The following is a 26,408-nucleotide window of genomic DNA, read 5'->3' as shown; positions in this document are numbered from 1 at the left end:
AACAAAAAACGCCCCGGTTTCCCGGGGCGTTTTCGCGATCAGCCAATATCTGCTGACGCGGGGTTTGTTGCTTAGGCGGCGACCTTGCCGGCCGAGCCGTCAACGACCTGCGGAGCCTTCTCGCCGCCGCCGATCGGAATGCTGCGGGGCTTCTTGGCCTCGGGAATCTCGCGGACGAGATCGACGTGGAGCAGACCGTTCTCGAGCGAAGCGTTTTTCACCTGCACGAAGTCGGCAAGCTGGAAGACGCGCTCGAAGGCGCGGGAGGCGATGCCGCGATAGAGCACTTCGGCGCCGTTGCCGGAGTTCTCGTTGGCGGTTTTCTCGCCCTTGATCGTCAGCGTGTTCTCCTTCGCGACGATCGAAAGCTCGGCCTGCGAGAAGCCGGAGACCGCAACGCTGATCCGGTAAGCATTCTCGCCGGTGCGCTCGATGTTGTAGGGGGGATAGCCGGGGCTGCCGTCCGAGGTCACCTGATCGAGCAGGTTGAAGAGGCGGTCGAAGCCGACGGTGGAACGATAGAACGGAGTGAGGTCGTAGCTACGCATAGGAATAGTCCTCCATTGAGCGACTGTTTCAGTTACCCGCCCGCCATCGGGCCGGGCTTAGATGTGTGCAGCCTGATGTTTCGGTTCCGAAGCACTGGTAGCGGCCTGCACGGAAATGATATGGGAGGGGTCACGTCGCGTTCAAGAGGCGCAAACCGCGTCGCATTTTTCGGCGCCGGCGTCCTTGATCTCCACCCTGTCTCACCACTCCGGTCCCCTTCATGACGCTCGTCTCGATTCCCGCCAACCCGGTTCCGGACGACGTTGTCAGTGGTACCATCAAGACACCAGACGGGGCCGAGCTGCGCTTTGCGCGCTGGGCGCCGCCGCCCGGCCGCAAGGGCACGGTCTGCGTGTTCGGCGGGCGCGGCGAGATGATCGAAAAATATTTCGAGACCGTGCGCGATCTGCGCGACCGTGGCTTTGCGGTGGCGATGATCGACTGGCGCGGGCAGGGCCACTCGTCGCGCCGGCTGCGCGATCCCCGCAAGGGCTATGTGCGCGACTTCGCCGACTACGAGGTCGACGTCGAGACCTTCGTGCAGCAGGTGGTGCTGCCGGATTGCCCGCCGCCCTATTTCGCGCTGGCGCATTCGATGGGCGGTGCGGTGATGCTGCGCCTCGCGCATGCCGGCAAGCGCTGGTTCGACCGCATGGTGCTGTCGGCGCCGATGATCGACCTGCCGCGCCGCCGCGTGTCGTTCTTCCCGAGCGCGCTGCTTCGGATCATGCGGCTGGCCGGGCAGGGCGGCCGCTATGTTCCCGGCGGTAGCGACGAACTGGTCGGCCTCGCGCCCTTCATCGGCAATCCCGTCACCAGCGATCCGGTGCGCCATGCCCGCAACGCGGCGATCCTGGAAGAAGATCCGACGCTCGGCATCGCGGCGCCGACGATCGCATGGGCCGACACCGCGTTCACCGCGATGCGCACCTTCCGCGGCACGTCGTATCCGTCCGAAATCCGCCAGCCGATCCTGATGCTGGCGGCGAGCAATGACGAGGTGGTGTCGACGGCCGCGATCGAGGAGTTCGCCTATCACTTGCGCGCCGGTTCGCATCTGGTGATCGCCGGCTCCAAGCACGAAATCCTGCAGGAGCAGGACCGCTACCGCGGCCAATTCTGGGCGGCGTTCGATGCGTTCGTGCCGGGCACGCCGCTGTTCAAGTGAAACATGGCGTTTTCGAGCGAAGGGGAAACCGGTTCGCGTGAAGAAAACGCGTCCAACAAAAATCTAGCGCTGTAGCAGCGCGACGATCCGGTCAGGAAAGCGCTTGTCCACGAACAGCGTCCTGACCTCGGCGACGCTGAGATAGCGGTCCTTGCCTTCGCCCTTGCCCATGATGTCGAGCAGCACCGGCCACTCGCCTAGCATCAGGAGCGGATAGTAGCAGTGCAGGATGCCGTAGGACGGCGGATGCTCGTCCTTGGCGCGCTGGAAGTTCGCCGCCATGAAGGTCTTGATCTCGGCGGCCGACAGCCCGCGTTCGACGCTGCCGTCGGGTGCCTTGTGGTCGCTGCCGAAGGTCGCGAGCCGCGCGATCTCGTCCTCATGGACCACCGCGTGCTGGTCGAGGATGCGCGAGCCGGCGCCGTGCTTGTCGAGCGGGCCGTTGCGTAACGCGTCGAGAATGGCGCCCTGGAACAGGCTGCGCAGCTGGCTGAAAGGACCGAGGCCGTTGGCGATCTGCGCCACCATGAAGATCTTCGCCCGCGCGGTGAATCCCTCGAACCCGGTCTTGCCGGTTGCGCGCCCGATGGTCCCGGTCAGTTCAGGCAGCGGCACGATATGGCCGCCGACATAGTTGCCGGCGGCGAGCGCCCGCAGGAACGGGCACGGATTGTCAGGAGAAATCCGCGGGGCGGGCGCCGCGCTTGCAGCCGTATCGGACATCAAACCACATCCTGAAAAGCTTCAGCTTAAAAAGCATCCATTACCGGTGGATGAATTCGCTCAGGAGTCGACGGCGAATTTCGAGGTGGATGCAACCAGAGCGAGTTTGCCGAACGGCAGCCCGGCTTTCAAGAGGCCGTCGCGATAATGCGCGATGTCGGCCGGGTTCTTCCAGTGGAAATTGCGCAAGTGACGCTCGACCGTCAGCTCGGGATGGTTGGCGAGCAGGGCCTCGGCTGCCTGCGCGGCCTCGTCGGCGCGGCCGAGCTGGGCGAGCGCTGCGGTGCGCACCGCAAGGCACTGCAGATGGTTCGGGTTCAGATACAGCCCCTCGCGCGACCACGACAGCGACGCGTCATATTGCCCGAGCAGATAATGGCTGAATGCGTTCAGCGCGGCCCATTGGTAGCGCGGGTCGCTGTTGCCGCGCTGGACCGCCGTCGAGAACAGATCGACCGCCTTGCGATGATCGCCGATCACCATGTGGCAGATTCCCAGCACGCCGCGCGCGCCCATGTCGTAGGGGTTGAGCTCGATCGCCCGCTTGATGGCGTCCATCGCGGCTTCGTAATGGCCCTGCATCGCGTGCAGATAGGCCAGCAGCGAAAACGCGAACGAGGAGCGCGGGTCGAGCCGCACGCTGCTCTCGGCCAGGCTGACCGACGAGGCCCACAATTCGCGCGTGCTCGGAATCCAGCCGAACTGGATGCTCTGGATCTGAATCAGCGCCAGATAGGCGCGCGCGATCGACAGCGCGGGGTCGAGCTCGATCGCTTCCTTGAACAGCGCGATCGCGGTTTCGCAATCGTCCTTGGTCTGCTGGTAGTAGTGCGACAGCCCCTTCAGGAAGCGATCCCACGCCGTCAGTTCGGCGTTCGGCGAGCGCGCCGGTGCCGATGCTTCGGCGCGATAGATCTCCTGCGCGACGGCGGCGGAGAGATTCGCGGTGATCTCGTCCTGCATCGCGAACAGGTCGCCCATGTCGCGGTCGTAGCGGCCGGTCCACAGCTGCTCGCCCTTCTCGGGCGCGATCAGCTCGGCGGAGACGCGGATCTTGTTGCCGGCGCGCCGTACCGAACCCTGGATCAGATAGGTCGCGTCGATCTCGCGCGCGATCAGCCGCGTCGAGACGCTCTTGCCCTTGTAGGCGAAGGTCGAGTTGCGGCTCAGCACGCGGTAGAAGGATTGCAGCGACAGCGCGTGGATCAGGTCCTCGGTCAGGCCGTCCGAGAAATATTCGTCGGCGCCGCCGCTCAGATTGTCGAACGGCAGCACGCCGACGATTGCGGTCCGGTATTGCCCCGGCAGATGCGGGCCGTCGTCCGGAACCTGCTCCTGGGCATCGGATCCGGCCGGCGCCCAGGTCCAGACATTGACCGGCTCGGCGATGTTCTTGAAGCGGTGCGGGCCGGCGTCGACGAGGGTGACGGCAAGCCGCCGTCCCGCTTCGGTGCGGGCCTTGTCCGACACCGCGATGCCGCCGGGCGTTGCGACCGTCTCGAGACGGACTGCGATGTTGACGTCGTCGCCGAACACCTCGTCCTCGTCGGCCATCACGTCGCCCATGTGGACGCCCATCCGGAAGTGCATGGCGCGGTCGGCCGGCAAATGTTCGTTGCGCTCGGCCATCAGGGTCTGCATCGCGACGGCGGCCTCGATCGCGCCGATGATGCTCGGAAATTCCAAGAGGAAGCCATCGCCGGTGTTTTTGACGATTCGGCCGCCATGATTGAGGATGATCGGGTAAATCGCGCTGCGGTGCGCCTTGAACGAGGCATGCGTCCCCGCCTCGTCGGCACCCATCATGCGGGAATAGCCGGCGATGTCAGCGCAAAGAATGGCAGCGAGCCGTCTTTCCATGTCTCCTGTGCCCTGGAATGGCCACTTAGCCGAGGTGACCGAATCCGATACTTACAAGACAGGCCGGGTCCGGCGGAAGCCCGGTTTGCAGGCACCTATAATGCATAGTAGCAGGAATTGGCATGCGACCAACGGATCGTACAGTGGTTTCTCTACTGAATTCGTGTGTCGCTGGGATGGCGCCGGCTGGCTGATCATCCTTTCCGGGCGGTTACTTGCATAGGTTAATCTCACTGCCATGCTGGGAATTCACGAACTTTGGCTGTTTGTCCTGTCCGGCCTGCTGCTCAACGTCACACCGGGGCCGGATACCGCCTATATCATCGGGCGCACGATTCAGCTCGGATGGCGCGGCGGAGCCGCTGCGGCGATCGGAATCAGCTGCGGCTGCCTGGTTCATGTGCTGGGTGCGGCGATCGGACTGTCGGCGCTGCTGATGGCCTCGTCGACCGCGTTCCTGGCCGTCAAGCTGGTCGGCGCGGCCTATCTGGTGCTGACCGGTCTGCAGATGCTGCTGGCGCGCGCCAGGCCAGTCGCTGACATCACGGGGCAGGGCGGCGAGACCTCGATCTCGCGTGTGTTCTGGCAGGGGGCGCTGACCAATATCCTCAACCCCAAGGTGGCGCTGTTCTTCCTGGCTTTCCTGCCGCAATTCGTGGCGGCCGATTCGCCGCACAAGACGCTCGCCTTCCTGGTGCTCGGGCTGATCTTCATCACCGGCGGCACGCTGTGGTGCCTTGGTCTTGCGGCCTTCGCGGCGCGGGCTGCCGGCCGCATCAGGCAATCGGCCGGCGTAATCGCCTGGATCAACCGCTCGCTCGGCGCGCTCTTCATCTATCTCGGCGTCCGCGTCGCGACGCTGGAGGCGCGCTAGCTCGCGCCTTGAGGCTCTCGCTTTGCCGCTCTAGCCGTGGATCTTGAGCAGTGCGCTGCCGGCGAGATAGATGCCGAGCAGGATCATCGAGATCAGGAACCAGCGGCGGAACACCTCGGGGTGCATCCGTGTGCGAACCGCCTGGCCGATGAACATGCCGGTGAACGACGCCGCCATCGCGACCGCGCCGGGCAGTGCGGTGGCTGCCGTCAGCAGGCCCGAGGCCGTGAGGTTGAAGGCGAGCGCCACGGTCGCGGTGGTGAAGAACACGCCGAGCGCCTGCACCAGTTCGTCCTTCTCCATGCCGATCGCCTGCATGAACGGCATCGAGGGGATGACCTGAACGCCGGTCGCCGCCGAGATCAGCCCGGTGATGACGCCGACGATGCCGCCGATCCATTTCTCGTCGCGCTGCGCGACCTTGAAGTTGAACCTGCTCAGCCCGACGATCGCGTAGATCACCAGCAGCACGCCCAGCACGACGGTGCCGTAGGCCGCGTATGGCCCGGTCAGCAGCCCGGCATTGATCCAGATGCCCGCCACGGTGCCGAGCATCAACGGCCACAGCCGCTTGATGATGTCGCGCAGATAGGGGCCGACGAAGGTCTGCCAGATATTGGTGACGATCGCCGGCACGATCACGATAGCAATCGCCTGGCCCGGCGCCATCGTGGTCGCGAGCAGCCCCATCGCGACCGTCGGCAGGCCGAGGCCGAGCGTCCCCTTGACGAAGCCGGCGAGCAGGAACGCGAAAGCGATGAAGATCAGGAGATGGTCGACCATGGCGGCACATTGACCGATCGATGCGAACGGCACAATCTGGAGGTTACGGAGTTAGCCTTCGGACGACCCGAAGGTATGGGGTGGGAAACGTCATGCGGTTCGACCTGACCGATTTGCAATTGTTCATCGCGGTTTCCGATGCGCGCAGCATCACCCAGGGCGCGGCGCGCGCGAACCTTGCGCTGGCTTCGGCCAGCGAGCGGATCAAGGGCCTCGAGGAAGCGCTCGGCGTCGCGCTGCTCAAGCGCGGCCGCCGCGGCGTCGAACTTACTGCGGCGGGCGAGAGCTTGCTCGGCCACGCCCGCATCGTGATCCACAATGTCGAGGCGCTGCAAAGCGATCTCGCCGCCTATGCCAGCGGCGTGCGCGCCAACGTGCTGCTGCTCGCCAACACCTCGGGCCTGTCGGAGCATCTGCCGCGCGCGCTCGCGGCCTTCCTGCACGAGCATCCCGATATCAGCGTCGATGTCGAGGAGCGCGAGAGCACCGATATCGCGACCGCGATCGCCAGCGGCGCCGCCGATCTCGGCTTCGCCGCGGAGCACGCGCTGCCCGACAGCGTCGAGCGCTTCCTGTTCAGCGAGGACCGCTTGATGCTGGTGGCGTCGCGGCGCGGCGATCTCGGCGGCCGCCGCCAGATCGACTTCCAGGAAGTGGTCGGCCGCGATTTCGTCGGCCTCACGGCAACATCCGCGCTGCAGGTTCATATCTCGCGGCATGCCGCAAAGCTCGGGGCGCGGCTGCGCTTCCGCGCCCGCCTGCGCGGCTTCGACGCGATCTGCCAGATGGTCGCCGCCGATGTCGGCATCGCCGTGATCCCGGAGACCGCGGCGCGGCGCTGCGCGGCGTCGATGCCGATCACGACGATAAGGATCCGCGACGCCTGGGCCAACCGCCGGCTGACGATCTGCGCGCGCAGCTTCAAGGCGCTGCCGCGGGCGGCCAAGCAACTTGTGGACTATCTGCGCGCCGAAGCGCAGCGCTGACGGCTGGCTCATTTCGTCGTCACCACGCCGGCGTCCTGGATCACCTTCGCCCATTTCCTGATGTCGGCGGCGATGAAGTCGCGGAAATGCTCCGGCGTGTCGCCGGCCAGCGTCAGGCCTTGCTCGGCGAGCTTCTGCTTGACCATCGGATCGGCCATCGCCGCGGTGGCGAGCTGGTTCAGCCTTGCGACGATCGCGGGCGGCGTGCGTGCGGGCGCGACCACGCCGTACCAGTTCTCGATGACCAGTTCGGGCATGCCGGCCTCGGCGGTGGTCGGCACGTCGGGTGCGGTCGGCGCGCGTTCGCGCCCACCGAGCGCGATTGGCCGCAGCGCGCCCGCCTTGATCTGCGGCAGGATCACCGGCAGGTCGAGGAAGGTCATCTGCACCTGCTGACCCAACATGTCGTTCACCGCCGGCGCGGCGCCGCGATAGGGCACGTGCACGATGTCGATCTTGGCCGTCAGCTTGAACAATTCGCAGGCGAGATGCGGCAGGCTGCCGGGGCCGGAGGAGGCGAAGTTGAGCTTACCCGGCTGCGCCCTGGCGAGCGCGACCAGTTCGTTCATGTTCCTCGCCGGCACGTTGGCGGCGACCACCAGCATCTCCGGCACGGTCGCGACCAGCGTCACCGGCGCGAGATCCTTCAGCGTGTCGTAGGCAACCCTCTCCATGTTGGGGCTGATCGCCAGCGCGCCGGCGCTCGCGATCGCCACCGTGTAGCCGTCGGGCGCCGCCTTCGCGACCGCGTCGGTGCCGAGCACGCCGCCCTGGCCGGCGCGGTTGTCGACGATCACGGGCTGCCTTGCGAGCTCCGAGATCTTCTGCCCGATCACCCGCGCGATGATGTCGTTCGGCCCGCCGGGCGGGAACGGCACGATCAGCCGGAGCGGCTTGGTCGGGAAATCCTGGGCGAAAGCCGTGACGGGCGCGAGAAGCAGGAGAAGGGCTGCCAGCAGCCTGCCGCGCATCGTCATGTCGCCCATCCCTGGCTTTTCTGGTTGCGGTCAGGATGGGCGCAGATCAGACGCCCGGCAACTCAAGAATCAGGCAGGGAACTCAGGCGTTCAAAAGCTTCATCGCCGCTTCGTGCACGCGCGGGTCGCCGGCCGCGATGATTCGGCCGCCGCTTTGCGCCGGCTTGCCGTCCCAGGTGGTGACGACGCCGCCGGCGCCGGTGATGATCGGGATCAGGCCGGCAATGTCGTAAGGCTTCAGCTCGGTCTCGACCACGAGGTCGAGATGACCGGCGGCGAGCATGCAATAGGAGTAGCAGTCGCCGCCATAGCGCGACAGGCGCGCTGCATTCTCGATGCGGCCGAAGCGGGCGCGGTCATCCGGATTCATCAGCAGCGGGCTCGTGGTGAAGACGGTCGCCTCCTTCAGCGAGGCGCAGCGCCGTACCGAGAGCCGCCGTTCGCCCGACGGGCCGGAGTAATGCGCCGAGCCGTTGTCGCCGGAGAAGCGCTCGCCGATATAGGGCTGGTGCATCATGCCGAATACCGGCGTACCTTTGTGCAGCAGCGCGATCAGCGTGCCCCAGATCGGAAAGCCGGCGATGAAGGATTTCGTGCCGTCGATCGGATCGAGCACCCAGACATAGTCGGCGTCCTCGCGCTCATTGCCGAACTCCTCGCCGACGATGCCGTGTTGGGGGAAGTTCGACTTGATCAGCCGCCGCATCACGGCTTCCGCCGCCCGGTCGGCCTCGGTGACCGGATCGAAATCGTTCGAGCTCTTGTTGTCGACCGAGAGCGAGGTGCGGAAGAAGGGCAGGATGGTTTCGCCGGATGCGGTCGCAAGGCGGCCGATGAAGGCGGTAAAGTCGATGACCGTCACGGCATGTCCCTGAACTGCGCAAACGACGCGGTAGAAATCGGATGCGGTCTTGCCTAGCTCAATCCGGCGCGGCGCGCACGATTAACGGAGTGTTATCCAGCCCGATGACGCGGTTCCGGACTTTCGATTTGGCTTCGGATTCGAAAGCGCCCCGGGTCCCGGTCTCGATCACGAAGTTGCGAATTCTGGTATACAAGCTATGCGCGGAGCGCTGCCCGCCCGGGGGCTTTCCTTGTAAGATATTGATCCTACATACGGAAAGCCGCTCCTGCCGGCCTGTTGCAGTTTCGCCAGACTTTCCAACATTACCCAAGAAATGTTTCGAAAGTTCTTGCGTTTTGTGCAGCGCGGTCGCATATTGTTGCGGTGCGGTAGCGCCTCGCGCTATCGCTGCCCTCCTTGGGCGTTTCCTCCCTAGACTTGGGCCGCTTGTTCATTCAAGCGGCCCTTTTTTCTTGGGCCGTCGTTTCCGCAAGTGAACTGAGAATCCAGTTCGGCGCTTATCGCGCCGCCAACTTGAATTCCTGGTTCATGACTTCGTCGGGATCGCAGTGCCCGACGAAGGATTGATTACTCCGCTGCCGCCTGGAACGGGCCGAGATCGCTGAACGGGATTTTCGCGAGCGCATCCGCCAGGGTCGCAAAGTCGGCGGCCACCTGCGCGAAGCGAGGGCCGCGCTCGCGGCGGCGCTCATCCATATAGACCGCGCGGTTGAGCTCGATCTGCACGGTGTGCAGGCCGCTCGCCGGATTGCCGTAATGCTCGGTGATGAAGCCGCCGGCATAGGGCTTGTTGCGGCCGATCGAATAGCCGAGCGAGCTCATGATCTCCTCGACGTGGTCGGGCAATAGCGCCGCACAGCTCGTGCCGTAGCGGTCGCCGATCACGACGTCGGGCCGGCGCGGCTCGTCGCGCGACACGCCGACCGACGGCATCGAATGGCAGTCGACCACGATCACGGCGCCGAACGCCTGGTGTGCCTTGTTGATCAGCCGGCGCAGCGCGCGGTGATAGGGCTTGTAGAGCACCTCGATCCGGCGCAGCGCATCGTCGACATCGAGCCGCTCGCGATAGATCTCCTGGCCGTCGCCGACCACGCGCGGGATGGTGCCGAGCCCGCCGGCCACCCGCATCGAACGCGTATTGGCAAAGCTCGGCAGCCGCCCGGTGAACATGCGCGGGTCGAGCTCGTAGGGCTCGCGGTTCACGTCGACATAGGAGCGCGGGAAGTTGACCCGCACGATCGGAAAGCCGCGATCGCTGAGGCCCGCGATCAGCTCGTCCATGAAAGAGTCTTCGGAGCGCCGCAGCGACACCACATCGATTCGCGATGCCTCGAGGAATTCGGCCGGGTAGACCGAGCCCGAATGCGGGGAATTGAAGATGATCGGCGCGCGCCAGGCCTGCGGCTCAACGATCTCGAACGGGGGCGACAACTCGCCAGCAAATTCGGTCATTCCCTTGGCGCCGTCCCTTGCGTCCGCCTTGCCCCGCAGCAACTGAGTCTGCCGGAAAAGCGGAGATTTATGGGCACGCATTGTCGGTAATCGCGATCATTCTGCCAAGTGAAAAGAGTGTGGTTTCAGCTGGAACGCGTCTTAAAAGCAGCAAATGCGGCACCCGGTTGATTCGATGTCCGGTTCGGTCCACAAATGGATGGCGCGCATTTGCCGCTGGCTTGACGCAAATTTCACCCGAAATTTACCGTCTGTCGGGCTTACTGTTCGGACTGCTCCTCAAGCCGGATTCGACGATTCCTGCCATGCCGAAAATACTTCTCGCCGAAGACGACACCGATATGCGCCGCTTCCTGGTCAAGGCGCTCGAAAACGCGGGTTTCAAGGTCTCGCCGCACGACAACGGCATGTCGGCCTACCAGCGGCTGCGCGAGGAGCCGTTCGAAATGCTGCTCACCGACATCGTGATGCCCGAGATGGACGGCATCGAGCTGGCGCGCCGTGCCTCGGAACTCGATCCCGATATCAAGATCATGTTCATCACCGGCTTTGCCGCGGTGGCCCTCAATTCCGATTCGGAGGCGCCGAAAAACGCCAAAGTGCTGGCCAAGCCCGTGCACCTCAGGGAATTGGTCAGCGAAGTGAACAAGTTGCTGGCGGCCTGATTCGCCAAAAAACCTTCACTTTGTATCCTTGCCTGCCCCGCCGCCGTCCGTTATAGGGACCCGATCCAAATACGCTTTGGGTGCGTAGCTCAGCGGGAGAGCACTACCTTGACATGGTAGGGGTCACAGGTTCGATCCCTGTCGCACCCACCATCCTTCGCTCGCGCAGCGAGAGAAGGATGCCGCGCCGAAGCCCAATGGGCGGAGGCGGGCCCTTGGCCGCGAGCTGCGGCTCGGCAAGCCGTTTCTTGATACCTCCATAAATCTCTCGACCCGTCATTGCGAAAAGCGAAGCGACGAGCAATCCATCGCTCGGCATATGCGGGTGGGAGGATAGCTTCGCTTCGCTCGCAATGACGTGGTTGGTTTCCTGTCTTGTTGGTGTCATCACCCGTCGCATGCGGGTGACCCAGTATTCCAGAGACAGCAGTGTTTGAACCGAGGGACTGCGGCTCCCTCCACACGTCGTCCCTGCGAAACAGGGACCCATACTCCGCGGCGGATGCTGTTGAAGGGATTCGTCGTTCAGCCATCGGGCAACAATGACCATTCGTGGTCATGGGTCCCTGCTTTCGCGGGGACGACACTGAGTGGGTGGCTCGACCGTTGAGTCATACGCCCGCATTCTCGTGACATCGTTTTGTCCGAGCTTGGCCGCCGCTACGGAGGGCGGTCGGATGGAAGCCGGTAGCGCCACGTTTCGCCGGCGAGAACCCCGCGCTGCCGACGCACAACGGAGGGCCATTCAGAGCGAACCACGCTGAGGACCGCAGCATCGGCGGACGGCTCTTCATCGGCAGCGAAATATGCGCGAAGCCTGCCTTCGCGGCGGAAACCGAGGTCGGCGTAGAGATCAAGCATGTGCCTCAGGCGCCAGTCCAGATGCACCTCGGCCCGCTCGACCATGAGCACTTCGAACGCATACCGCGTCATCAGATGCGCAACGTGACTGACGAGCACGGCCTCGTCCAGTCGTCCGATGCTCCAGATTGGAGCGAACGTAGCCCGCTTCTCGTGCCGGTCGATCGTGCCGAACCCGGACACGCCGAGCAGGTCTCCCGATCCCGCGGCCTCGATTGCGAACGCGGCCGCGGTGTCGACCTGGTCCCGTGCCGCCGCCGGGCGTGCGGCATTCGGCCGATCCGATGTGCCGCGATCGAGCCGCCGCAGCATCGCTGCCTCGCGAAGCTGCTGTGCGCGCGAAGACTCCGGGCCGGTGATCCTGGTCAACAGGATGCGGTCGGTGGCGAAGCTTGCATGGTTGCTCGACGGGTACATGCCGTATTGACGCACCCGATGCGCATGCCGTCAAATGACCGGAAAGCCAGTTCATATGCAAATTAGTCATGCCCTTGAATCCAAGACATGTTGACCTGTTTCGAGAGGTCGTGCGCCACAACGGAATCACCAAGGCCGCCTTGAGCCTTCGGGTGGGACAGCCTTTCATCAGCCGCGCGATCGCACGTCTCGAGCGCGAGATCGGCTTTGCGTTGTTCGAACGCGGGCGAGGCGGCGTCACGCTGACTCCGGAAGGCGAGATATTCCTGCGCGAGGTCGAGAGAAACCAGGCCGGCCTCGAGTATCTGGCGCGCGCCGCGCGCGGCATTCGCGAGCGCGGCAGCGGGACGCTCAGGATCGCATGTCTTCCGGCGTTCACCTATTCCTTGATGCCGCAGATCGTCAGCAGCTTCCTGAGGAAGAATCCCGACATCGTCGTATCGGTGGCCGTCCACAGCCCCGAGCGCGTCTGGAGCCTGGTGGCCTCGGGACAATGCGACGTCGGGCTGGCGCGGCCGCAGGCGGGGTTTGCCGCGGTCGACGACGAGCTCCTCATGACAACGGAGGCGGTCTGCGTCCTGCCCCGCCAGCACCGGTTACGCTCGAAGCGATCGATCGCAGCGCAAGATCTGCGGGGAGAGCCCATGATCGCAGCTTCCCCGAGCGCACCGCATCGATCCCGCTTTGAGCGCGTCCTCGATGAGGCCAAGGTCGAGATCAAGACGGTCGCGGAGATCCAGTACAGCATGCAGCGTTGTGCCCTGGTTGCGCAGGGACTGGGTTTCTCAATCGTCGACCCGATCGTGGCCCGGGATTTTGCAAGCTCCAAAATTGTACTCAAGCCGTTCGTGCCACGGCTGGAGATCGCCACCATGTTGCTGCTTCCTTCGCAGCGGCCGCGAAGCCGTCTCGCACTTCAATTCTGCGATCTGCTGCGCGCCGAAACCGCGCAGTACAGGAAGTCCGCGCGCGTGCAGGCTTGAGCACCGGCCGCCGAACTCGCCAAGCTCAACGGACAGACCGGCACGCTCGGTGATCGCGCCGATGGCGCTGTCGCACGGCGCGCAGGTGGTGCTGATTCCGTTAGGCAACGCCTGCGTCGCCGTGACCGCGCTGCGGGTCGCCGGGTAACGCTGCCGCTCAACCCGGTCGACCCTTGTCGGCCTCTTGCCGGCGCCAGTCAGCTCGGCTGGCCGCGCCGGGTTGCTCTGGCCGATCTCACCAATGACGCCAGCGCGGATAGCCGCCGCGATAATAGGCGTATGCCGGCCGCACCACGTGACGATAGCGGTAGCCGTAATAGGCCGGCCGGTATCCGCTATAATATGTCGTCGTGTAGCCGCCGCCCCAACGATACGGCGCAGCGTAATAGCCGTCGTCATAGGCATAGCTGCCGTAATAGGCGGGCGAATAGCCATAACCGTAGCCGTAGCCGGGGTAGCCGTAACCATAGGAATAGCCGGGATAGCCGTAGGCCGACGAGGCGAGGCCGCCGACGACTGCGCCGGCAATCAATCCGCCCGCGACCGCCGGACCCCACCCCCACCCTCCGTGTCCCCACCGTGCTTCGGCGGGCGCCGGGGCCGCGATGGCGCTCACCCCAAGCGTACCGACGGTTGCAAGAACAAGCCCTGTTTTCCGCATGTGATCCTCCTCGATGATGATGCCCAGCCGGTCAACGGAGGAGAGTGGCATTGGTTGCGTATGGCCGCGCGCCTGCAAGGGATCCGGGCCCGGCGGCGAGGTGGGCGCAGTGGTGCTGCCGTTGACGGCGAATCCAATGTTCAAAGCCGAACGGAGCCTGTTTCGATCCACCGCCAGTCGCAGCGGACGATGATCCGCGTGAGCTCGCTGAGCATCGTCATGACGACGAACGCACACTTCGATTGAAAACGGGAAAGCGTGGCCATCGGTTCCGGAAGCGTGACCAGACATCAGGCCGCTGGCTCAAGATGAACTCAAGATGAACGTGTGGTGTTCCCTTGGCGCGAAATGTCGCGTCGCGGCGGTGTCTAGGAACGGTGCGGGCGGCGCCGCTGTTTTCTCAGAGTTCACCGGCGAGACGCGCGTGCCGTTGCGTCGCGTCGCTCGCCGGCTTTGTTGGAACGCGGCCCCGGCGCGGAGCGTGCCAGCCATCGGCGCCAGCTTCGCGATCCGGATAGCCGCCAAACTGCAGGAGGAATCGGTAATGCAGAGCAAGATGATGAAGAGCAAATTTCTGCTGACGACGGCCGTGCTGTTGGCAGGCGTCAGCCTCGCATCGGCGCAGGGCATGCGCGAGGGTGGCGGGGGCGGCATGGGTGGTGGCGGCCCGGGCGGCGGCGGAAGCGTCGGTGCGGGCGGTGGCGGCGGTGGTGAACACGGCCGCTCCGCAGGCTCGTCGGCCGGCAGTTCCGGCGGCGCAATGCATGGCAGTCCCGGGGCATCGCGAAGCGAAGGCATGACGGTCGGTCGCGGCCAGGGCGGCGCACGAGAAACCGGCAGGGCTGAAGGACAGATGGGCCGCGGTGCCGCCGAGCGCAGCCAGACCACCGGCCAGGCCCGCGAGAGCGGCCGCGCCGAGCAGGGTCAGCGCAGCCAGAGCAAGCAAGAGCAGACCGTCGGCCAGGGCCGAGACCAGCGCGAGCAGATGGGGCGATCTGAATCCCGCGAACGCGGCAGCGCCACGACGCGGCAAAGCCAGCAGCAGGAGAATCGCGCCAACACCGCGAACCGCGGCCAGGGCACCACGACCGGCCAGGGGACGGCTCAGGACAAGGCTCAAGGCAAGACTCAAGGCAAGCCGGGCATGACGACCGGCCAGAGCACGACCACGGGCCAGGCAAAGGGCGCGAACACGACCACCGGCCAGGGCACAACGGCAGCCCCGAATACGCGAGCCGGCCAGACCACGGGCGCGGCCGCTCCGCAGTCCGGTACGACGCAAAACCGGATGAACTCCGGACAGACCACCGGTCAGGCTCAGGGACAAGCCGGGACAACCGCTCAGACCCAGGCGCAGTCGAACGCCACGGTCCAGACCGAGGCCGGGCGCACCGTGACCGCGCAGCAGCAGAGCACGATCCAGCGCTCGGTGCTGTCGGCGCGTAACGCACCGCGTGTCAATGTCAGTACGATCAACTTCGCGGTCAATCCGGGCGTGGTGGTGCCGCGGAGGTTCAACGCGGTGTCGGTTGCCGCCTTCCCGGCGCTGATCGATGCGTTCCCGTATTATCGCGACGACAGCTTCTTCGTCGTCGAGGATGAAGTCGTGTTTCTCGATCGCGAGCGCCGTGTCGTCGACGTCGTCCCGGTCGGACCGCGGACGCGCTTCAGCCATCGCGGCGGTGGCGGTGGCGGTGGTGGCGGTAGCGTTGCGATGATGGACCTGAACCCGCAGCAGATCCGCGAGGTGCAGCAGGTGCTGATCGACCGCGGCCTGCTGGTCGGCGAGGCTGACGGTGTATTGGGATCGCGGACCCGCGAGGCGCTGATCACCTTCCAGCGTCAGGAGGGCATCACGACCAGCGGCAGCGTCGACACGCGCACGGTGACCGCACTCGGCCTGTCCGATCGGATCGGTCAGGGCGCGGGCGCATCGTCGACGGTCGGCCAGAGCCGCACCCAGCAGAACACGACTGGACAGACGACCGGTCAGACCAACGCGCCGCAGAACCAGTCGACCGGCCAGACCGGCACTCAGCAGCCTGCCCAGCAGAACACGACCGGGCAGACCACGGGTCAGGCGAACTCGCCGCAGAGCCAGTCGACAACCGGCCAGAGCGGAAATCAGCCGTCCGCTCAGCAGCAGGCCCCGCAGCAGAATACGACGGGCCAGGCTGCACCGCAGAACCAGTCGACCGTCGGTCAGGGTAGCGGCAATCAGTCAAATGCCGGCCGGGACACGCAGTCCAGCCAGCCCAACCAGAATAACAACCCGCCGTCGTCAGGCTCAGGCCAGAGCCCGCAGACGCCGGCGCAAAACTCCGATCGGAAATAGGATCTCTGTGCAGGAGCCCCGCTGCAGAGCGGGGCTCTTTTTTTGCGATCTTGCGATCAGTCTTTTAGTTCGGAATTCGGCACCAGGCCGAACCGGCCGTGCAATCCGCGCCAGAGGCCGGCGCACAGAACGCTCAGAAGCTTGCGCATCGAACTCCCTCGACATCAGCCATCGTGCGATCCTGCTGATGCCGGTGGCGAAAGGACAGAGCCAATTCTGAGCAGATCTGCGCAATCTTTAAGCAAGACACTGTCGTGGCCGCGCCGCGCGCGCGGAAAAATCTCATGAGATTCAATTGCCGGCCCGCTGGCACGCCTCGTGCATCAATGGCGTCGAGTTGGCCGCTAGGGTTCCGATCTTGCGAAGCAAGGTGCTGGTCCGAGAGCAGCCGCTTGCGGGGGAGACATCCCCGCAGGTGCACGGCGGGATAAAAGCCCGGGAGACCTCGTCAGCCAAGGGATTGGCGGAGCGATGGTCTTTTCGCCAGTCCCTTTTTGTGAAATTTCGCAAGAGGGATCGGCAATGAACAAATTCGTTTTCTTCCTTCGCTCTGTTGTCATCGGCTGCGCGGTCGTGCTGGCGGCTGCGCCTGCGGCCGACGCCGCGCCGAAGAAAAGCTTCAAGGTCGCCTGGTCGATCTATGTCGGATGGATGCCGTGGGGCTATGCGGCCGACACCGGCATCGTCAAGAAATGGGCCGACAAATACGGCATCGCGATCGAGGTCAAGCAGTTCAACGACTACGTCGAATCGATCAACCAGTACACCGCCGGCGGCTATGACGCCGTCACCATCACCAACATGGACGCACTGTCGATTCCGGCAGCCGGCGGCGTCGACACCACCGCGGTCGTGATGGGCGATTTCTCCAACGGCAACGACGCGGTGATCCTGAAGAACAAGTCTGATCTCGCCGCGATCAAGGGCCAGACCGTCAACCTGGTCGAGTTCTCGGTGTCGCATTATCTGCTGGCGCGCGCGCTCGAGACCAGCAAGCTGAGCGAGAAGGACGTCAAGGTCATCAACACCTCCGACGCCGATATCGCCGCCGCCTACAAGACGCCTGACGTCAGTGCGGTGGTGACCTGGAATCCGATCGTAACCGAAATCCTCGGCTCGCCCGATGCGAAGAAGGTGTTCGATTCCTCGCAAATCCCCGGCGAGATCATGGACCTGATGGTGGTGAACACCGCAGTCGCCAAGGACAATCCGGACTTCGCCAAGGCGCTGGTCGGCATTTGGTACGAGACGCTGTCGAAAATGACGGCGAACGATGCCGCGGCGAAGGCCGCCAAGGAGGCGATGGCCAAGGCCTCCGGCACCGACCTCGCCGGCTTCGACAGCCAGCTCTCGACCACAAAACTGTTCGACAAGGCAACCGACGCCGAAGCCTTCACGCGCAGCCAGACCGTCGGCGCGACCATGGATCGCGTGCGCAAGTTCCTGTTCGAGAAGGACCTGCTCGGCAAGGGCGCGAAGTCGGCCGACGCCGTCGGCATCGAGCTCGCCGACAAATCGGTGCTGGGCGACAAGTCGAACGTCAAGCTGCGCTTCGACCCGACCTACATGGACGAGGCCGCCAAGGGCAAGCTCTGACGCCAAGCTCTGACGCGCAGCGCGTCGCCCCAAGCAGGAGCTGCCCATGCGACTTGTGAACATACGGCCGGGACGGCAGACGCGATTCTATCTGCTCGCGCTGCCGTTCGTATTGGTCGCAATCGCCTACTTCGCCGGCTCCAGCGCGCGGCTCGCGCAGAACCCGAACGACAAGCTGCTGCCGGCGCTGCCGAGCATGGTGCAGGCCGTCAAGCAGATGGCGTTCGAGGTCGACCCGCGCACCGGCGGCTATCTGATGGCCTCCGACACCGTCGCCAGCCTGGGGCGACTGGGCTCGGCGCTGGCGATCTCGACGGCGGCTGCGCTGGTGCTCGGGATCGTGATCGGGCTGTTGCCGGGCGCCAACGCCCTGCTCGGGCCGTTCGTATCGGTGACCTCGATGGTGCCGCCGCTGGCGCTGTTGCCGATCCTGTTCATCGTGATGGGGCTCGGGGAGAATTCCAAGATTGCGCTGATCGTGATCGGGACGCTGCCTTGCATGATCCGCGATCTCGCCATGAAGGTGCAGGAGCTGCCGCGCGAGCAGATCGTCAAGGCACAGACGCTCGGCGCCTCGACTTGGCAGATCGCGCTGCGCGTCGCGATGCCGCAAACCCTGCCGCGGCTGATCGACGTGCTGCGCCTGCAGCTCGGGCCGGCGTGGCTGTTCCTGATCGCGGCGGAGGCGATCGCCTCCGATTCCGGGCTCGGCTACCGGATCTTCCTGGTGCGCCGCTATCTCGCGATGGACGTCATCATTCCCTACGTCGCCTGGATCACGCTGCTGGCGTTCCTGATCGATGTCGGCCTGCGCGTCACGCAGCGAAAACTGTTTCCCTGGTTTGCCTCGGTGAGGGCGGAATGAGCGCGATCCGCTTCGACGACGTCTGGAAGGAATATGGCGACCACATCGTGCTCGAGCGCATCACGATGGAGGTCGAGCCGCGCGCCTTCATTGCGCTGGTCGGCCCGTCCGGCTGCGGCAAGACCACGCTGCTGCGTATGCTGCTCGGCGAGGAGCAGCCGACCCGCGGCCAGATCCTGGTCGACGGCAAGCCGTTGCCTGGCGAGCCGGACGCTGACCGCGGCGTGGTGTTCCAGCGCTACTCGGTGTTTCCGCATCTGACGGTTTTGCAGAACGTCATGCTCGGGCGCGAACTGCGCGACGCCAAATTCACCGGCCGGCTGTTCGGCGCCGCGCGCCGCGCCGCCGCCGACGAAGCGATGAAGCTGCTCGCCGAGGTCGGGCTCGCCGGCCAGGAGAGCAAATATCCGTCGGCGCTGTCGGGCGGCATGCAGCAGCGGCTCGCGCTGGCACAGGCGATCATGCGCGGCCCGAAGATCCTGCTGCTCGACGAGCCGTTCGGTGCGCTCGATCCGGGTATTCGTGCCGACATTCACCTCCTGATGAAGCGGCTCTGGAACGAGACCCATCTCACCGTCGTGATGGTGACGCATGACCTCAGCGAGGCCTTCGGACTTGCGACGCGGGTGATCGCGCTGGAGCGGCAGCGCAACCGCCCCGAGGAGCGCGAGCGCTACGGCGCCACGGTGTCGCGCGACCTCGAGATCTTCCCGCGCCGCAGTGCGGAGTTGCGGACGTCAGTTCAACCAGCTCCGACCGGGACGACCCGGTCAGGCAAGGAGCATCAGCCGGGACGGCCCGGCGCTCTCGTCTTGAAGGAGCAACCATGATCCTGTCAGAGGAACAAAAGGCCGAGATCGCGGCGCATACCCGGCGGTATAACGAGCTGAAGGCGGCGGGGCAGGAGCACGCGCCGCGGGCACTGCCGGCGCCGACCGCGCGCGACGCCGCGTCGATCGATGCCGACACTGTCATTCACCGCGAGACGATCCCATCCGGCTGGTACTGGACTACGCGGCTGAATCGCGGTGACACGCTGCGCATCGTCAACACGTCGGGGACGTCGACCGTCAGCCTGCTCGCCTGGAACAGTGCCGACACCACCGAACGGCTCAACCACGCCGACACCATCAAGGTGCAGTGGGCGGCGCGGTTGCAGAAGGGGCGGGTGCTGCTGTCCGACATGGGGCGCGCGCTGCTCGGGATCACCGAGGACAGCAGCGCCGCACATGATGCCGTGGTCGGCGGCTCGACCGCGGCGACCAACGTGGCCAAATACGGCGACGGGAATTTCCGCAACACGCGCGACAATTTCATTCTCGCCGCAGCCAAGCTTGGCCTTGATCGCCGCGACGTGCATCCCTGCGTCAGCTTCTTCGCACCGGTCGCGATCGACGCCGACGGCAAGTTTGTCTGGTCGGAGCAGCGGCGGCAGCAGGGCGATTTCGTCGATCTGCGCGCGGAGATGGAGCTTCTGGTCGCGCTGTCGAACTGCCCGCATCCGCTCGATCCCGCCAAAACCTATCCGCAGGCGAGCGTGGAGATCGTGCGCTACCGCGCGGCCGCGCCGGCGGCCGACGATCTGTGCCGGACTGCGACCGCGGAAGCGGCCCGCGCCTATCAGAACAATGCGCTGTATCTCGGCGAAGCCCTGGAAGGAGCCGTGCGATGACCATGCAACCTGTTCGCACCGCCGGCCGCATCGTTCTCGATGTCGAAATTCCCGCGCGCAAGCCGTGGTCGGCGATCATCCGCAAGGGGCAGACGCTGCGGATCACCGATAGCCATGGCCAGCAGGCGGTCGACACGCTGTTCTATTGCGCCAGTGATTTCGGCGAGCGCTACAGCGGCCAGGATACGCTGCGCGCGCAGGGCTCGGCCTATGTCGGGCTGGGCACCACGATCATGTCCAACGAAGGCCGCGTGATGCTGCGTGTGACGGCCGACAGCTGCGGCCTGCACGACACCTCGGCGGGCGCCTGCTCGTGCGAAAGCAACACCGTGCGGTTCGGGCACCAGACCCGCTATCAGCACGCCTGCCGCGAGAATTTCGTGATCGAGGCCGCGAAATACGGCATGTCGAAGCGCGACATCGTGCCGAATCTCAACTTCTTCATGAACGTGCCGATCGATCCCGCCGGCAATTTCACCGTGGTCGATGGCGTCTCCAAGCCGGGCGACGCCATCGAGCTGGTCGCCGAGATGGACGTGCTGTGCCTGATCTCGAACTGTCCGCAGATCAACAACCCCTGCAACGGATTCTTTCCGACGCCGGTTCAGGTGACGATCTTCGAGCCGGAGGCGTGAGGCATGTTCAGCAAGGTCCTGATTGCCAACCGCGGCGAGATCGCCGGGCGGATCGGCAGAACATTGCGCCGCATGGGCATCTCTTCGGTCGCGGTCTATTCCGACGCCGACCGTTTCACCCGGCCGGTGCTCGACGCCGACGAGGCGGTGCGGATCGGTCCTGCGCCCGCCGCGGAGAGCTACCTCAATGTCGATGCGATCATGGCGGCGTGCCTTGCCACCGGCGCGCAGGCGGTGCATCCCGGCTACGGCTTCCTGTCGGAGAACCGCCGCTTTGCCGAGCGGCTCGCCGGGCACGGCATCAAATTCATCGGGCCGCGGCCTGAGCATCTCGACGCCTTCGGTCTCAAGCACAAGGCGCGGGAGATCGCCGAGCGCAGCGGCGTGCCGCTGCTGCCGGGCTCGGGCCTGCTGGAGACCATCGACGAGGCGGTGCAGCAGGCCGAAACGATCGGCTTCCCGGTGATGCTGAAGAGCACGGCGGGCGGCGGCGGCATCGGGATGCAGCTGTGCCACGACATGGCGACGCTGCGCGAACGCTTCGAATCGGTGCAGCGGACGGCGCGGGCAAGCTTCGGCGACGCCCGGGTCTATCTCGAGCGGTTCGTTGCGCGCGCGCGGCATATCGAGGTGCAGATCTTCGGCAATGGCAAGGGCGGCGTGGTCGCGCTCGGCGAGCGCGATTGCTCGCTGCAGCGGCGCAACCAGAAGGTCTTTGAGGAGACGCCCGCACCGGGGCTGTCCGCCGACATCCGCCGGCGGCTGCACGCGGCCGCGGTGTCGCTCGGCAAGACCGTGTCGTACGAGTCCGCCGGCACGGTGGAGTTCATCTACGACGTTGAGCGCGACGATTTCTATTTCCTCGAGGTGAACACCCGCCTGCAGGTCGAGCATCCCGTCACCGAGCAGGTCGCCGGTGTCGACATCGTCGAATGGATGATCCGGCAGGCGGCCGGCGAGGACGTGCTCGGCCAGGCGGGCGCGCTCACGCCAAAGGGCGCTGCGATCGAGGTGCGGCTCTATGCCGAGAATCCGGGCGCGGGCTTTCGCCCGAGCGCGGGCCGCCTGACGCAGGTCAGCTTTTCGCCGGATGCGCGGATCGACGGCTGGATCGAGACCGGCACCGAGGTGTCGCCGTTCTACGATCCGATGCTGGCCAAGATCATCGTTTCAGCCGAGACGCGCGAGGCCGCGATCGCGCGGCTTTCGAAAGCGCTGGACGATACGGTCGTCGCCGGCATCGAGACCAATCTCGACTATTTGCGCGCGATTGCGGCGTCCGACGTGTTCCGCAGCGGGCAGGTGGCGACGAGTGTGCTTGGCGAATTCGGCTATCGCCCCGGCACCATCGACGTTGTCGCGCCGGGCGCGCAGAGCGGGGTGCAGGAATTGCCCGGCCGGCTGCATCTCTGGCATGTCGGCGTGCCGCCGAGCGGCCCGATGGACGAACGGTCGTTTCGCCTCGCCAATCGTCTGGTCGGCAATCCGGAGACGACGACCGCACTGGAGCTGACGGTCAACGGGCCGACCTTGCGCTTCAACACCGACGCGATCGTCGCGCTCTCGGGCGCGCTGATGAAGGCATCGCTCGACGGCGCCGATGTCGCGTATGACGAGCCTCTCGCGGTACGCGCCGGCCAGACGCTCGCGATCGGCAGCATCAAGGGCCCTGGGCAGCGCACCTACCTCGCCGTGCGCGGCGGCATCGACGTGCCCGAAATTCTCGGATCGCGTGCTGTGTTTGCGCTCGGCGCCTTCGGCGGCCATGCGACGGGATCGCTGAAGGCCGGCGACGTCTTGCATATCGGTGCCGAGCCATCGGGCCTTGCGGCGCCGCGGCGCGCCACGGAACACGAGCGGCCGCAACTCACATCGGCGTGGCAGATCGGCGTCGTCTACGGCCCGCACGGCGCGCCGGATTTCTTCCTCGACGAGGATATCGAGACGCTGTTCGCGGCGAGCTACGAGGTGCATTTCAACAGCGCCCGCACCGGCGTGCGGCTGATCGGGCCGAAGCCGCGCTGGGCGCGCGCCGACGGCGGCGAGGCCGGGCTGCATCCGTCGAACATCCATGACAACGCCTATGCGGTCGGCTCGATCGACTTCACCGGCGACATGCCGATCATTCTCGGGCCCGACGGACCGAGCCTCGGCGGCTTCGTCTGTCCGGCCGTGGTCGCCCGCGACGAGCTATGGAAGGTCGGCCAGCTCCGGCCGGGCGACACCGTCCGCTTCGTGCCGGTCAAACGCGACGATCCGGTGGCCGGCCCCACGGTGCTGCGCGCGCCTGAGCTCGGATCGGCGATCGTCGGTCGGAATGACGCCGGCCCGATTCCGGTGGTCTATCGCCGCGCCGGCGACGACAATTTGCTGGTCGAGTATGGCCCGATGGAGCTCGACATCGCGCTGCGGCTGCGCGTGCATGTGCTGGCGCAGGCGCTGGAAGAGGCGAAGCTCAGTGGCCTGATCGATCTGACGCCCGGCATCCGCTCGCTGCAGATCCATTATGACGGCACCGCGTTGTCGCGAACGAAGCTGCTCGACGTGCTCAGGCGGATCGAGCGCGAATTGCCGCCGGTCGACGCGATGCGGGTGCCGAGCCGCACCGTGCATCTGCCGCTGTCGTGGCGCGATCCGGAGGCCGAGCTTGCGATGCGCAAATATCAGGAGTTGGTGCGCGCCGATGCGCCATGGTGTCCGTCGAATGTCGAGTTCATCCGGCGCATCAACGGACTTGCGAGCGAGGACGATGTCCGCCGCATCGTGTTCGACGCGGATTATTTCGTGCTCGGCCTCGGCGACGTCTATCTCGGCGCGCCGGTGGCGACGCCGCTCGACCCGCGGCATCGGCTGGTGACCACGAAGTACAACCCGGCGCGGACCTGGACGCCGGAGAACGCGGTCGGCATCGGCGGCGCCTATATGTGCATCTACGGCATGGAAGGGCCGGGCGGCTACCAGCTGTTCGGCCGTACCATCCAGGTCTGGAACACCTGGCGCACCACGCGGGTGTTCGAGCCGGGCCATCCCTGGCTGCTGCGGTTCTTCGACAAGATCCGCTTCTTCCCGGTCGACGCCGATGAACTCCTCGACGCCCGCGCCGCGTTCCCGCACGGGCAGTATGACATCAGGATCGAAGAGGGCGAGTTCTCCTACGCCGACTATGCCAGGACACTGGCCGACGCCAAGCCGTCAATCGCCGCGTTCAAGGCAACGCAGCAGGCCGCGTTCGACGCCGAGCGCCAGCGCTGGCGCGAGATGAAGCTCGACGAGGCGCCGGCTGAAACGATCGATGCGGCAGCCGCCGCGACGGGGATTCCCGACGGTCAGATCGGCGCGTTCTCCGAAGTGCCCGGCAACATCTGGAAGGTGCTGGTCGAGGAAGGCGCCAAGGTCGCGGCCGGCGACGTGCTGGCCGTCATCGAGTCCATGAAGATGGAGATCTCCGTGCACGCACCCGCGGCGGGCCGCATCGCCTCGGTGCCGGTGAAGCCCGGCCAGACGCTGCGCGCGGGCGATGTGGTGGCGTTGCTCCGGCCGGGCTAGCGCGGCTACAGCCGCGCTTAGTCCTTGGGATCGGCCGGTGGGACGAGCGGAGTGGGCGTCTCGACTTCTTTCTCCACCCGCTGCCGGCCTTGATGATCAATTGACGCGTTTTGCCTTAACATCCGATCGATCTTCATCCTCACGCGGCGTGCCGCCAGCAATCCCAGGACCGCCTGAACCGTTCCCGAGAAGTTGCGATCGCCGATGGAGAACGAGTAACGCCAGGTGCCGGCGGTCTCGCCTTCAATGATCGTGTAATGAATTGAACGATGAATGCCGCTATGCTGGGCAGGTGTTTGTCCAACCACGACCTAGCTCATATGGCTGTTCGCTTGGGCACCAATCGCCTGTCCCAGCGAATTTGCATGCTTGACCAAGCCCATGACGCGTTCGCCCCTGCGCGGGCCCATTGGAAGCTGACTGCCGTCGTTTCAAGGCAGAAATGGAGTGGCCGCGGAGCAATCGGCTAGACGATTTGCTCCCGTTGCGTCTTGTGATCCTGGGTCGTTAAATTGCGAGATGGTGTCAGACCGGATGCCTCGTACCCATGAGCTCGTTTGACATAGGTCAAAATACGATCCCGGAAGCTCCCGACGTTGAGCCACGAACACAGTTCGGTGCCGAATGAAAGCCGCCACACGCGTTGCTAGCGCCTTGCCGTCGATACCGAGCTCTGCCGGGGGAATCGCGCGTCTCGCATGTGCCCGGCTGCGCGATGCGCAGGTTGATCCGGTCCCGATCGTGTCAGCTGCAGGCCTGGAAATCGACGACGTCGAGGACCACAAGCGCCGCATCGATGCACGAGCGCAGGTCAGGCTGCTCGAACTCGCCGCAAGGGAATTGCAGGACGACTGCTTCGGACTCCATCTGGCTCAAGGCTTCGAGCTGGGCGAGATCGGGCTTCTGTACTACGTCATGGCTTCATCGGAGCATCTCGTTGACGCCTTGCAAATCGGCGGACGCTACTGCGCGATCAACAACGAGGGTGTGCGGTTGCGAAGCTCTCTGGATCGCGGCTTCGCCATCGGGTTCGAATATGTCAACATCGATCGGTCGTCGGATCGTCACCATGCGGAATTCTGGCTGGTTGCGCTGATCCGTATTTGCCGCGCACTGACTGACGGCAGGCTGGTCCCAAAGCAAATCAAGTTGAAGCACTCCAGACGAGAAACGCCGTCGGATGTGCGATCTCTTCTTGGATGCGAGATCGAATTTGCAGCGGACAGCGACGAGCTTTTGTTTCCGTCCCGGATCGGCGCATTGCCTGTCGTGGGGGCCGATTTGCATCTCAACAGGATGTTGCTTCAATATGCCGACGAAGCGCTTCTTAACCGGGCACCGAGACGAAGCAGCGTGCAGTCACGCGTCGAAGGACACATCGCCCAGTTGCTTCCGCACGGCAAAGCCAATGCCGAGGCGGTCGCGCGTCGTCTTGGCATGAGCCGGAGAACTCTCGCTCGCGCATTGTCGTCGGAGGGGGTGGACTTCTCAGACGTTCTCAAGGCGTTTCGAATTGCCCTTGCCCGCCATTACCTCGAAGATGAGGAGCTGCCGATTTCCAAGATCGCATGGCTATTGGGCTACAGCGAGGTCTCTTCCTTCACGCATGCGTTCGTCCGCTGGACCGGCCTCACGCCGAGGGCCTATCGCAGCTCGAATGGCGATCGGTGATGGGCTGACACCAGCTCTCAACTAGCTGGCACAGACGAGCAAGACCTGGCGGAGCGTACTCCGCTAGGGCAGTCCCATGCAGTCGAACCTCTTTTCCCAGCTCGCGTGTCGCTGTCGCCGCGCTTCGACCGTGGTTTTCGGCCCCATGACCGGGGACGACTGGCTATTCCTGGCTTCGATAATTTGTTTCCACAGTCTCTTGGTCGCGCTGGTCTGGGTCGTGTTCGCGAACTGACTGATGGCGCTGCTACGTCGACGTTC

23 protein-coding genes, 1 tRNA gene and 1 riboswitch are annotated in these 26,408 nt (G+C 65.1%); of the genes, 14 read left to right on the top strand and 10 right to left on the bottom strand.

Annotation, left to right across the window (positions count from 1 at the left end; all coding sequences use genetic code 11):
- Positions 1 to 71 precede the first annotated feature (71 nt).
- Positions 72 to 548, bottom strand: coding sequence for an Hsp20 family protein (locus J2R80_RS00580; protein WP_076827682.1), 477 nt, complete (start codon positions 546 to 548; stop codon positions 72 to 74).
- A 221-nt stretch (positions 549 to 769) separates the two neighbouring features.
- Here J2R80_RS00580 and J2R80_RS00575 point away from each other — a divergent pair, with 221 nt between their 5' ends.
- A complete protein-coding gene (locus tag J2R80_RS00575) occupies positions 770 to 1,717 on the top strand; it encodes an alpha/beta fold hydrolase (RefSeq protein ID WP_057016251.1) in 948 nt (315 codons plus the stop codon).
- 63 nt (positions 1,718 to 1,780) lie between these two features.
- Here J2R80_RS00575 and J2R80_RS00570 read toward each other — a convergent pair whose 3' ends face one another.
- Together J2R80_RS00570 and J2R80_RS00565 are read right to left on the bottom strand one after the other, a co-directional pair.
- Positions 1,781 to 2,440 carry a hypothetical protein gene (locus J2R80_RS00570; protein ID WP_076827680.1) on the bottom strand — a complete coding sequence of 220 codons (660 nt, stop codon included), beginning with the start codon at positions 2,438 to 2,440 and terminating at the stop codon, positions 1,781 to 1,783.
- 60 nt (positions 2,441 to 2,500) lie between these two features.
- Entirely contained in the window at positions 2,501 to 4,300 is a 1,800-nt protein-coding gene (locus J2R80_RS00565; RefSeq protein WP_076827678.1) for an adenylate/guanylate cyclase domain-containing protein, read from the bottom strand.
- A 238-nt stretch (positions 4,301 to 4,538) separates the two neighbouring features.
- Between J2R80_RS00565 and J2R80_RS00560 the strand changes: the two genes are divergently transcribed.
- Positions 4,539 to 5,174 (top strand): LysE family translocator, encoded by a 636-nt coding sequence (locus J2R80_RS00560; RefSeq protein ID WP_076827676.1) that lies wholly within the window; start codon positions 4,539 to 4,541, stop codon positions 5,172 to 5,174.
- A gap of 30 nt (positions 5,175 to 5,204) precedes the next feature.
- Here J2R80_RS00560 and J2R80_RS00555 read toward each other — a convergent pair whose 3' ends face one another.
- The gene (locus tag J2R80_RS00555) at positions 5,205 to 5,957 is read right to left on the bottom strand and encodes a sulfite exporter TauE/SafE family protein (protein ID WP_141339587.1); all 753 of its coding nucleotides are present in this window, start codon (positions 5,955 to 5,957) and stop codon (positions 5,205 to 5,207) included.
- A 92-nt stretch (positions 5,958 to 6,049) separates the two neighbouring features.
- On the opposite strand from J2R80_RS00555, the gene J2R80_RS00550 reads away from it, so the two are divergent.
- On the top strand, positions 6,050 to 6,943 hold the full coding sequence (locus J2R80_RS00550) for a LysR family transcriptional regulator (protein ID WP_076827672.1): 894 nt from the start codon (positions 6,050 to 6,052) through the stop codon (positions 6,941 to 6,943).
- Positions 6,944 to 6,951: 8 nt separating this feature from the next.
- Here the strand turns inward: J2R80_RS00550 and J2R80_RS00545 are convergent, their stop codons facing one another.
- The 3 genes from J2R80_RS00545 to J2R80_RS00535 all read right to left on the bottom strand — a co-directional run bounded on the left by J2R80_RS00545 (position 6,952) and on the right by J2R80_RS00535 (position 10,240).
- Positions 6,952 to 7,920 (bottom strand): tripartite tricarboxylate transporter substrate binding protein, encoded by a 969-nt coding sequence (locus J2R80_RS00545; RefSeq protein WP_076827779.1) that lies wholly within the window; start codon positions 7,918 to 7,920, stop codon positions 6,952 to 6,954.
- Between the two features lie 82 nt (positions 7,921 to 8,002).
- Positions 8,003 to 8,782 (bottom strand): histidinol-phosphatase, encoded by a 780-nt coding sequence (gene hisN / locus J2R80_RS00540; RefSeq protein ID WP_076827670.1) that lies wholly within the window; start codon positions 8,780 to 8,782, stop codon positions 8,003 to 8,005.
- A 570-nt stretch (positions 8,783 to 9,352) separates the two neighbouring features.
- Positions 9,353 to 10,240, bottom strand: coding sequence for an N-formylglutamate amidohydrolase (locus tag J2R80_RS00535; RefSeq protein WP_076827777.1), 888 nt, complete (start codon positions 10,238 to 10,240; stop codon positions 9,353 to 9,355).
- A gap of 305 nt (positions 10,241 to 10,545) precedes the next feature.
- Here J2R80_RS00535 and cpdR point away from each other — a divergent pair, with 305 nt between their 5' ends.
- Positions 10,546 to 10,905, top strand: a complete 360-nt coding sequence (gene cpdR / locus J2R80_RS00530) for a cell cycle two-component system response regulator CpdR (RefSeq protein ID WP_016843340.1) — start codon at positions 10,546 to 10,548, stop codon at positions 10,903 to 10,905.
- A 78-nt stretch (positions 10,906 to 10,983) separates the two neighbouring features.
- Positions 10,984 to 11,058: transfer RNA gene (locus J2R80_RS00525), tRNA-Val, on the top strand.
- Positions 11,059 to 11,565: 507 nt separating this feature from the next.
- Here the strand turns inward: J2R80_RS00525 and J2R80_RS00520 are convergent.
- Positions 11,566 to 12,135 carry an N-acetyltransferase gene (locus tag J2R80_RS00520; protein WP_229193408.1) on the bottom strand — a complete coding sequence of 190 codons (570 nt, stop codon included), beginning with the start codon at positions 12,133 to 12,135 and terminating at the stop codon, positions 11,566 to 11,568.
- Between the two features lie 116 nt (positions 12,136 to 12,251).
- Here J2R80_RS00520 and J2R80_RS00515 point away from each other — a divergent pair, with 116 nt between their 5' ends.
- Positions 12,252 to 13,166, top strand: coding sequence for a LysR substrate-binding domain-containing protein (locus tag J2R80_RS00515; protein WP_076827668.1), 915 nt, complete (start codon positions 12,252 to 12,254; stop codon positions 13,164 to 13,166).
- A gap of 235 nt (positions 13,167 to 13,401) precedes the next feature.
- Here J2R80_RS00515 and J2R80_RS00510 read toward each other — a convergent pair whose 3' ends face one another.
- Positions 13,402 to 13,827, bottom strand: a complete 426-nt coding sequence (locus tag J2R80_RS00510; RefSeq protein WP_229193406.1) for a hypothetical protein — start codon at positions 13,825 to 13,827, stop codon at positions 13,402 to 13,404.
- Positions 13,828 to 14,371: 544 nt separating this feature from the next.
- On the opposite strand from J2R80_RS00510, the gene J2R80_RS00505 reads away from it, so the two are divergent.
- The 7 genes from J2R80_RS00505 to uca all read left to right on the top strand — a co-directional run bounded on the left by J2R80_RS00505 (position 14,372) and on the right by uca (position 24,476).
- Positions 14,372 to 16,162 (top strand): peptidoglycan-binding protein, encoded by a 1,791-nt coding sequence (locus J2R80_RS00505; RefSeq protein ID WP_253637898.1) that lies wholly within the window; start codon positions 14,372 to 14,374, stop codon positions 16,160 to 16,162.
- A gap of 333 nt (positions 16,163 to 16,495) precedes the next feature.
- Positions 16,496 to 16,606, top strand: a riboswitch (guanidine-I (ykkC/yxkD leader).
- Between the two features lie 78 nt (positions 16,607 to 16,684).
- Positions 16,685 to 17,758, top strand: a complete 1,074-nt coding sequence (locus J2R80_RS00500; RefSeq protein ID WP_057017922.1) for a putative urea ABC transporter substrate-binding protein — start codon at positions 16,685 to 16,687, stop codon at positions 17,756 to 17,758.
- A 46-nt stretch (positions 17,759 to 17,804) separates the two neighbouring features.
- Entirely contained in the window at positions 17,805 to 18,623 is an 819-nt protein-coding gene (locus tag J2R80_RS00495) for an ABC transporter permease (protein ID WP_076827666.1), read from the top strand.
- Positions 18,620 to 19,453, top strand: coding sequence for an ABC transporter ATP-binding protein (locus J2R80_RS00490; protein WP_057017920.1), 834 nt, complete (start codon positions 18,620 to 18,622; stop codon positions 19,451 to 19,453). Before J2R80_RS00495 ends, J2R80_RS00490 begins: the two co-directional genes overlap by 4 nt.
- Positions 19,450 to 20,295, top strand: coding sequence for an urea amidolyase associated protein UAAP1 (locus J2R80_RS00485; RefSeq protein ID WP_076827665.1), 846 nt, complete (start codon positions 19,450 to 19,452; stop codon positions 20,293 to 20,295). The genes J2R80_RS00490 and J2R80_RS00485 overlap by 4 nt, the downstream gene beginning before the upstream one ends.
- Complete coding sequence (locus tag J2R80_RS00480; RefSeq protein ID WP_141339589.1) at positions 20,292 to 20,930, top strand: urea amidolyase associated protein UAAP2; 639 nt, start codon at positions 20,292 to 20,294, stop codon at positions 20,928 to 20,930. The genes J2R80_RS00485 and J2R80_RS00480 overlap by 4 nt, the downstream gene beginning before the upstream one ends.
- A gap of 3 nt (positions 20,931 to 20,933) precedes the next feature.
- The gene (gene uca, locus J2R80_RS00475) at positions 20,934 to 24,476 is read left to right on the top strand and encodes an urea carboxylase (protein ID WP_253588150.1); all 3,543 of its coding nucleotides are present in this window, start codon (positions 20,934 to 20,936) and stop codon (positions 24,474 to 24,476) included.
- A 17-nt stretch (positions 24,477 to 24,493) separates the two neighbouring features.
- Here the strand turns inward: uca and J2R80_RS00470 are convergent, their stop codons facing one another.
- On the bottom strand, positions 24,494 to 24,784 hold the full coding sequence (locus tag J2R80_RS00470; RefSeq protein WP_057017917.1) for a hypothetical protein: 291 nt from the start codon (positions 24,782 to 24,784) through the stop codon (positions 24,494 to 24,496).
- A gap of 316 nt (positions 24,785 to 25,100) precedes the next feature.
- On the opposite strand from J2R80_RS00470, the gene J2R80_RS00465 reads away from it, so the two are divergent.
- Positions 25,101 to 26,147 carry an AraC family transcriptional regulator gene (locus J2R80_RS00465; protein WP_229191778.1) on the top strand — a complete coding sequence of 349 codons (1,047 nt, stop codon included), beginning with the start codon at positions 25,101 to 25,103 and terminating at the stop codon, positions 26,145 to 26,147.
- Positions 26,148 to 26,408: the final 261 nt, after the last annotated feature.

The organism is Bradyrhizobium sp. USDA 4541 (assembly GCF_024171085.1).
Taxonomy (GTDB): Bacteria; Pseudomonadota; Alphaproteobacteria; order Rhizobiales; family Xanthobacteraceae; genus Bradyrhizobium; species Bradyrhizobium australafricanum.
Note: the sequence above shows the minus strand (reverse complement) of the source record. Positions and strands in the feature narration are given on the sequence as shown.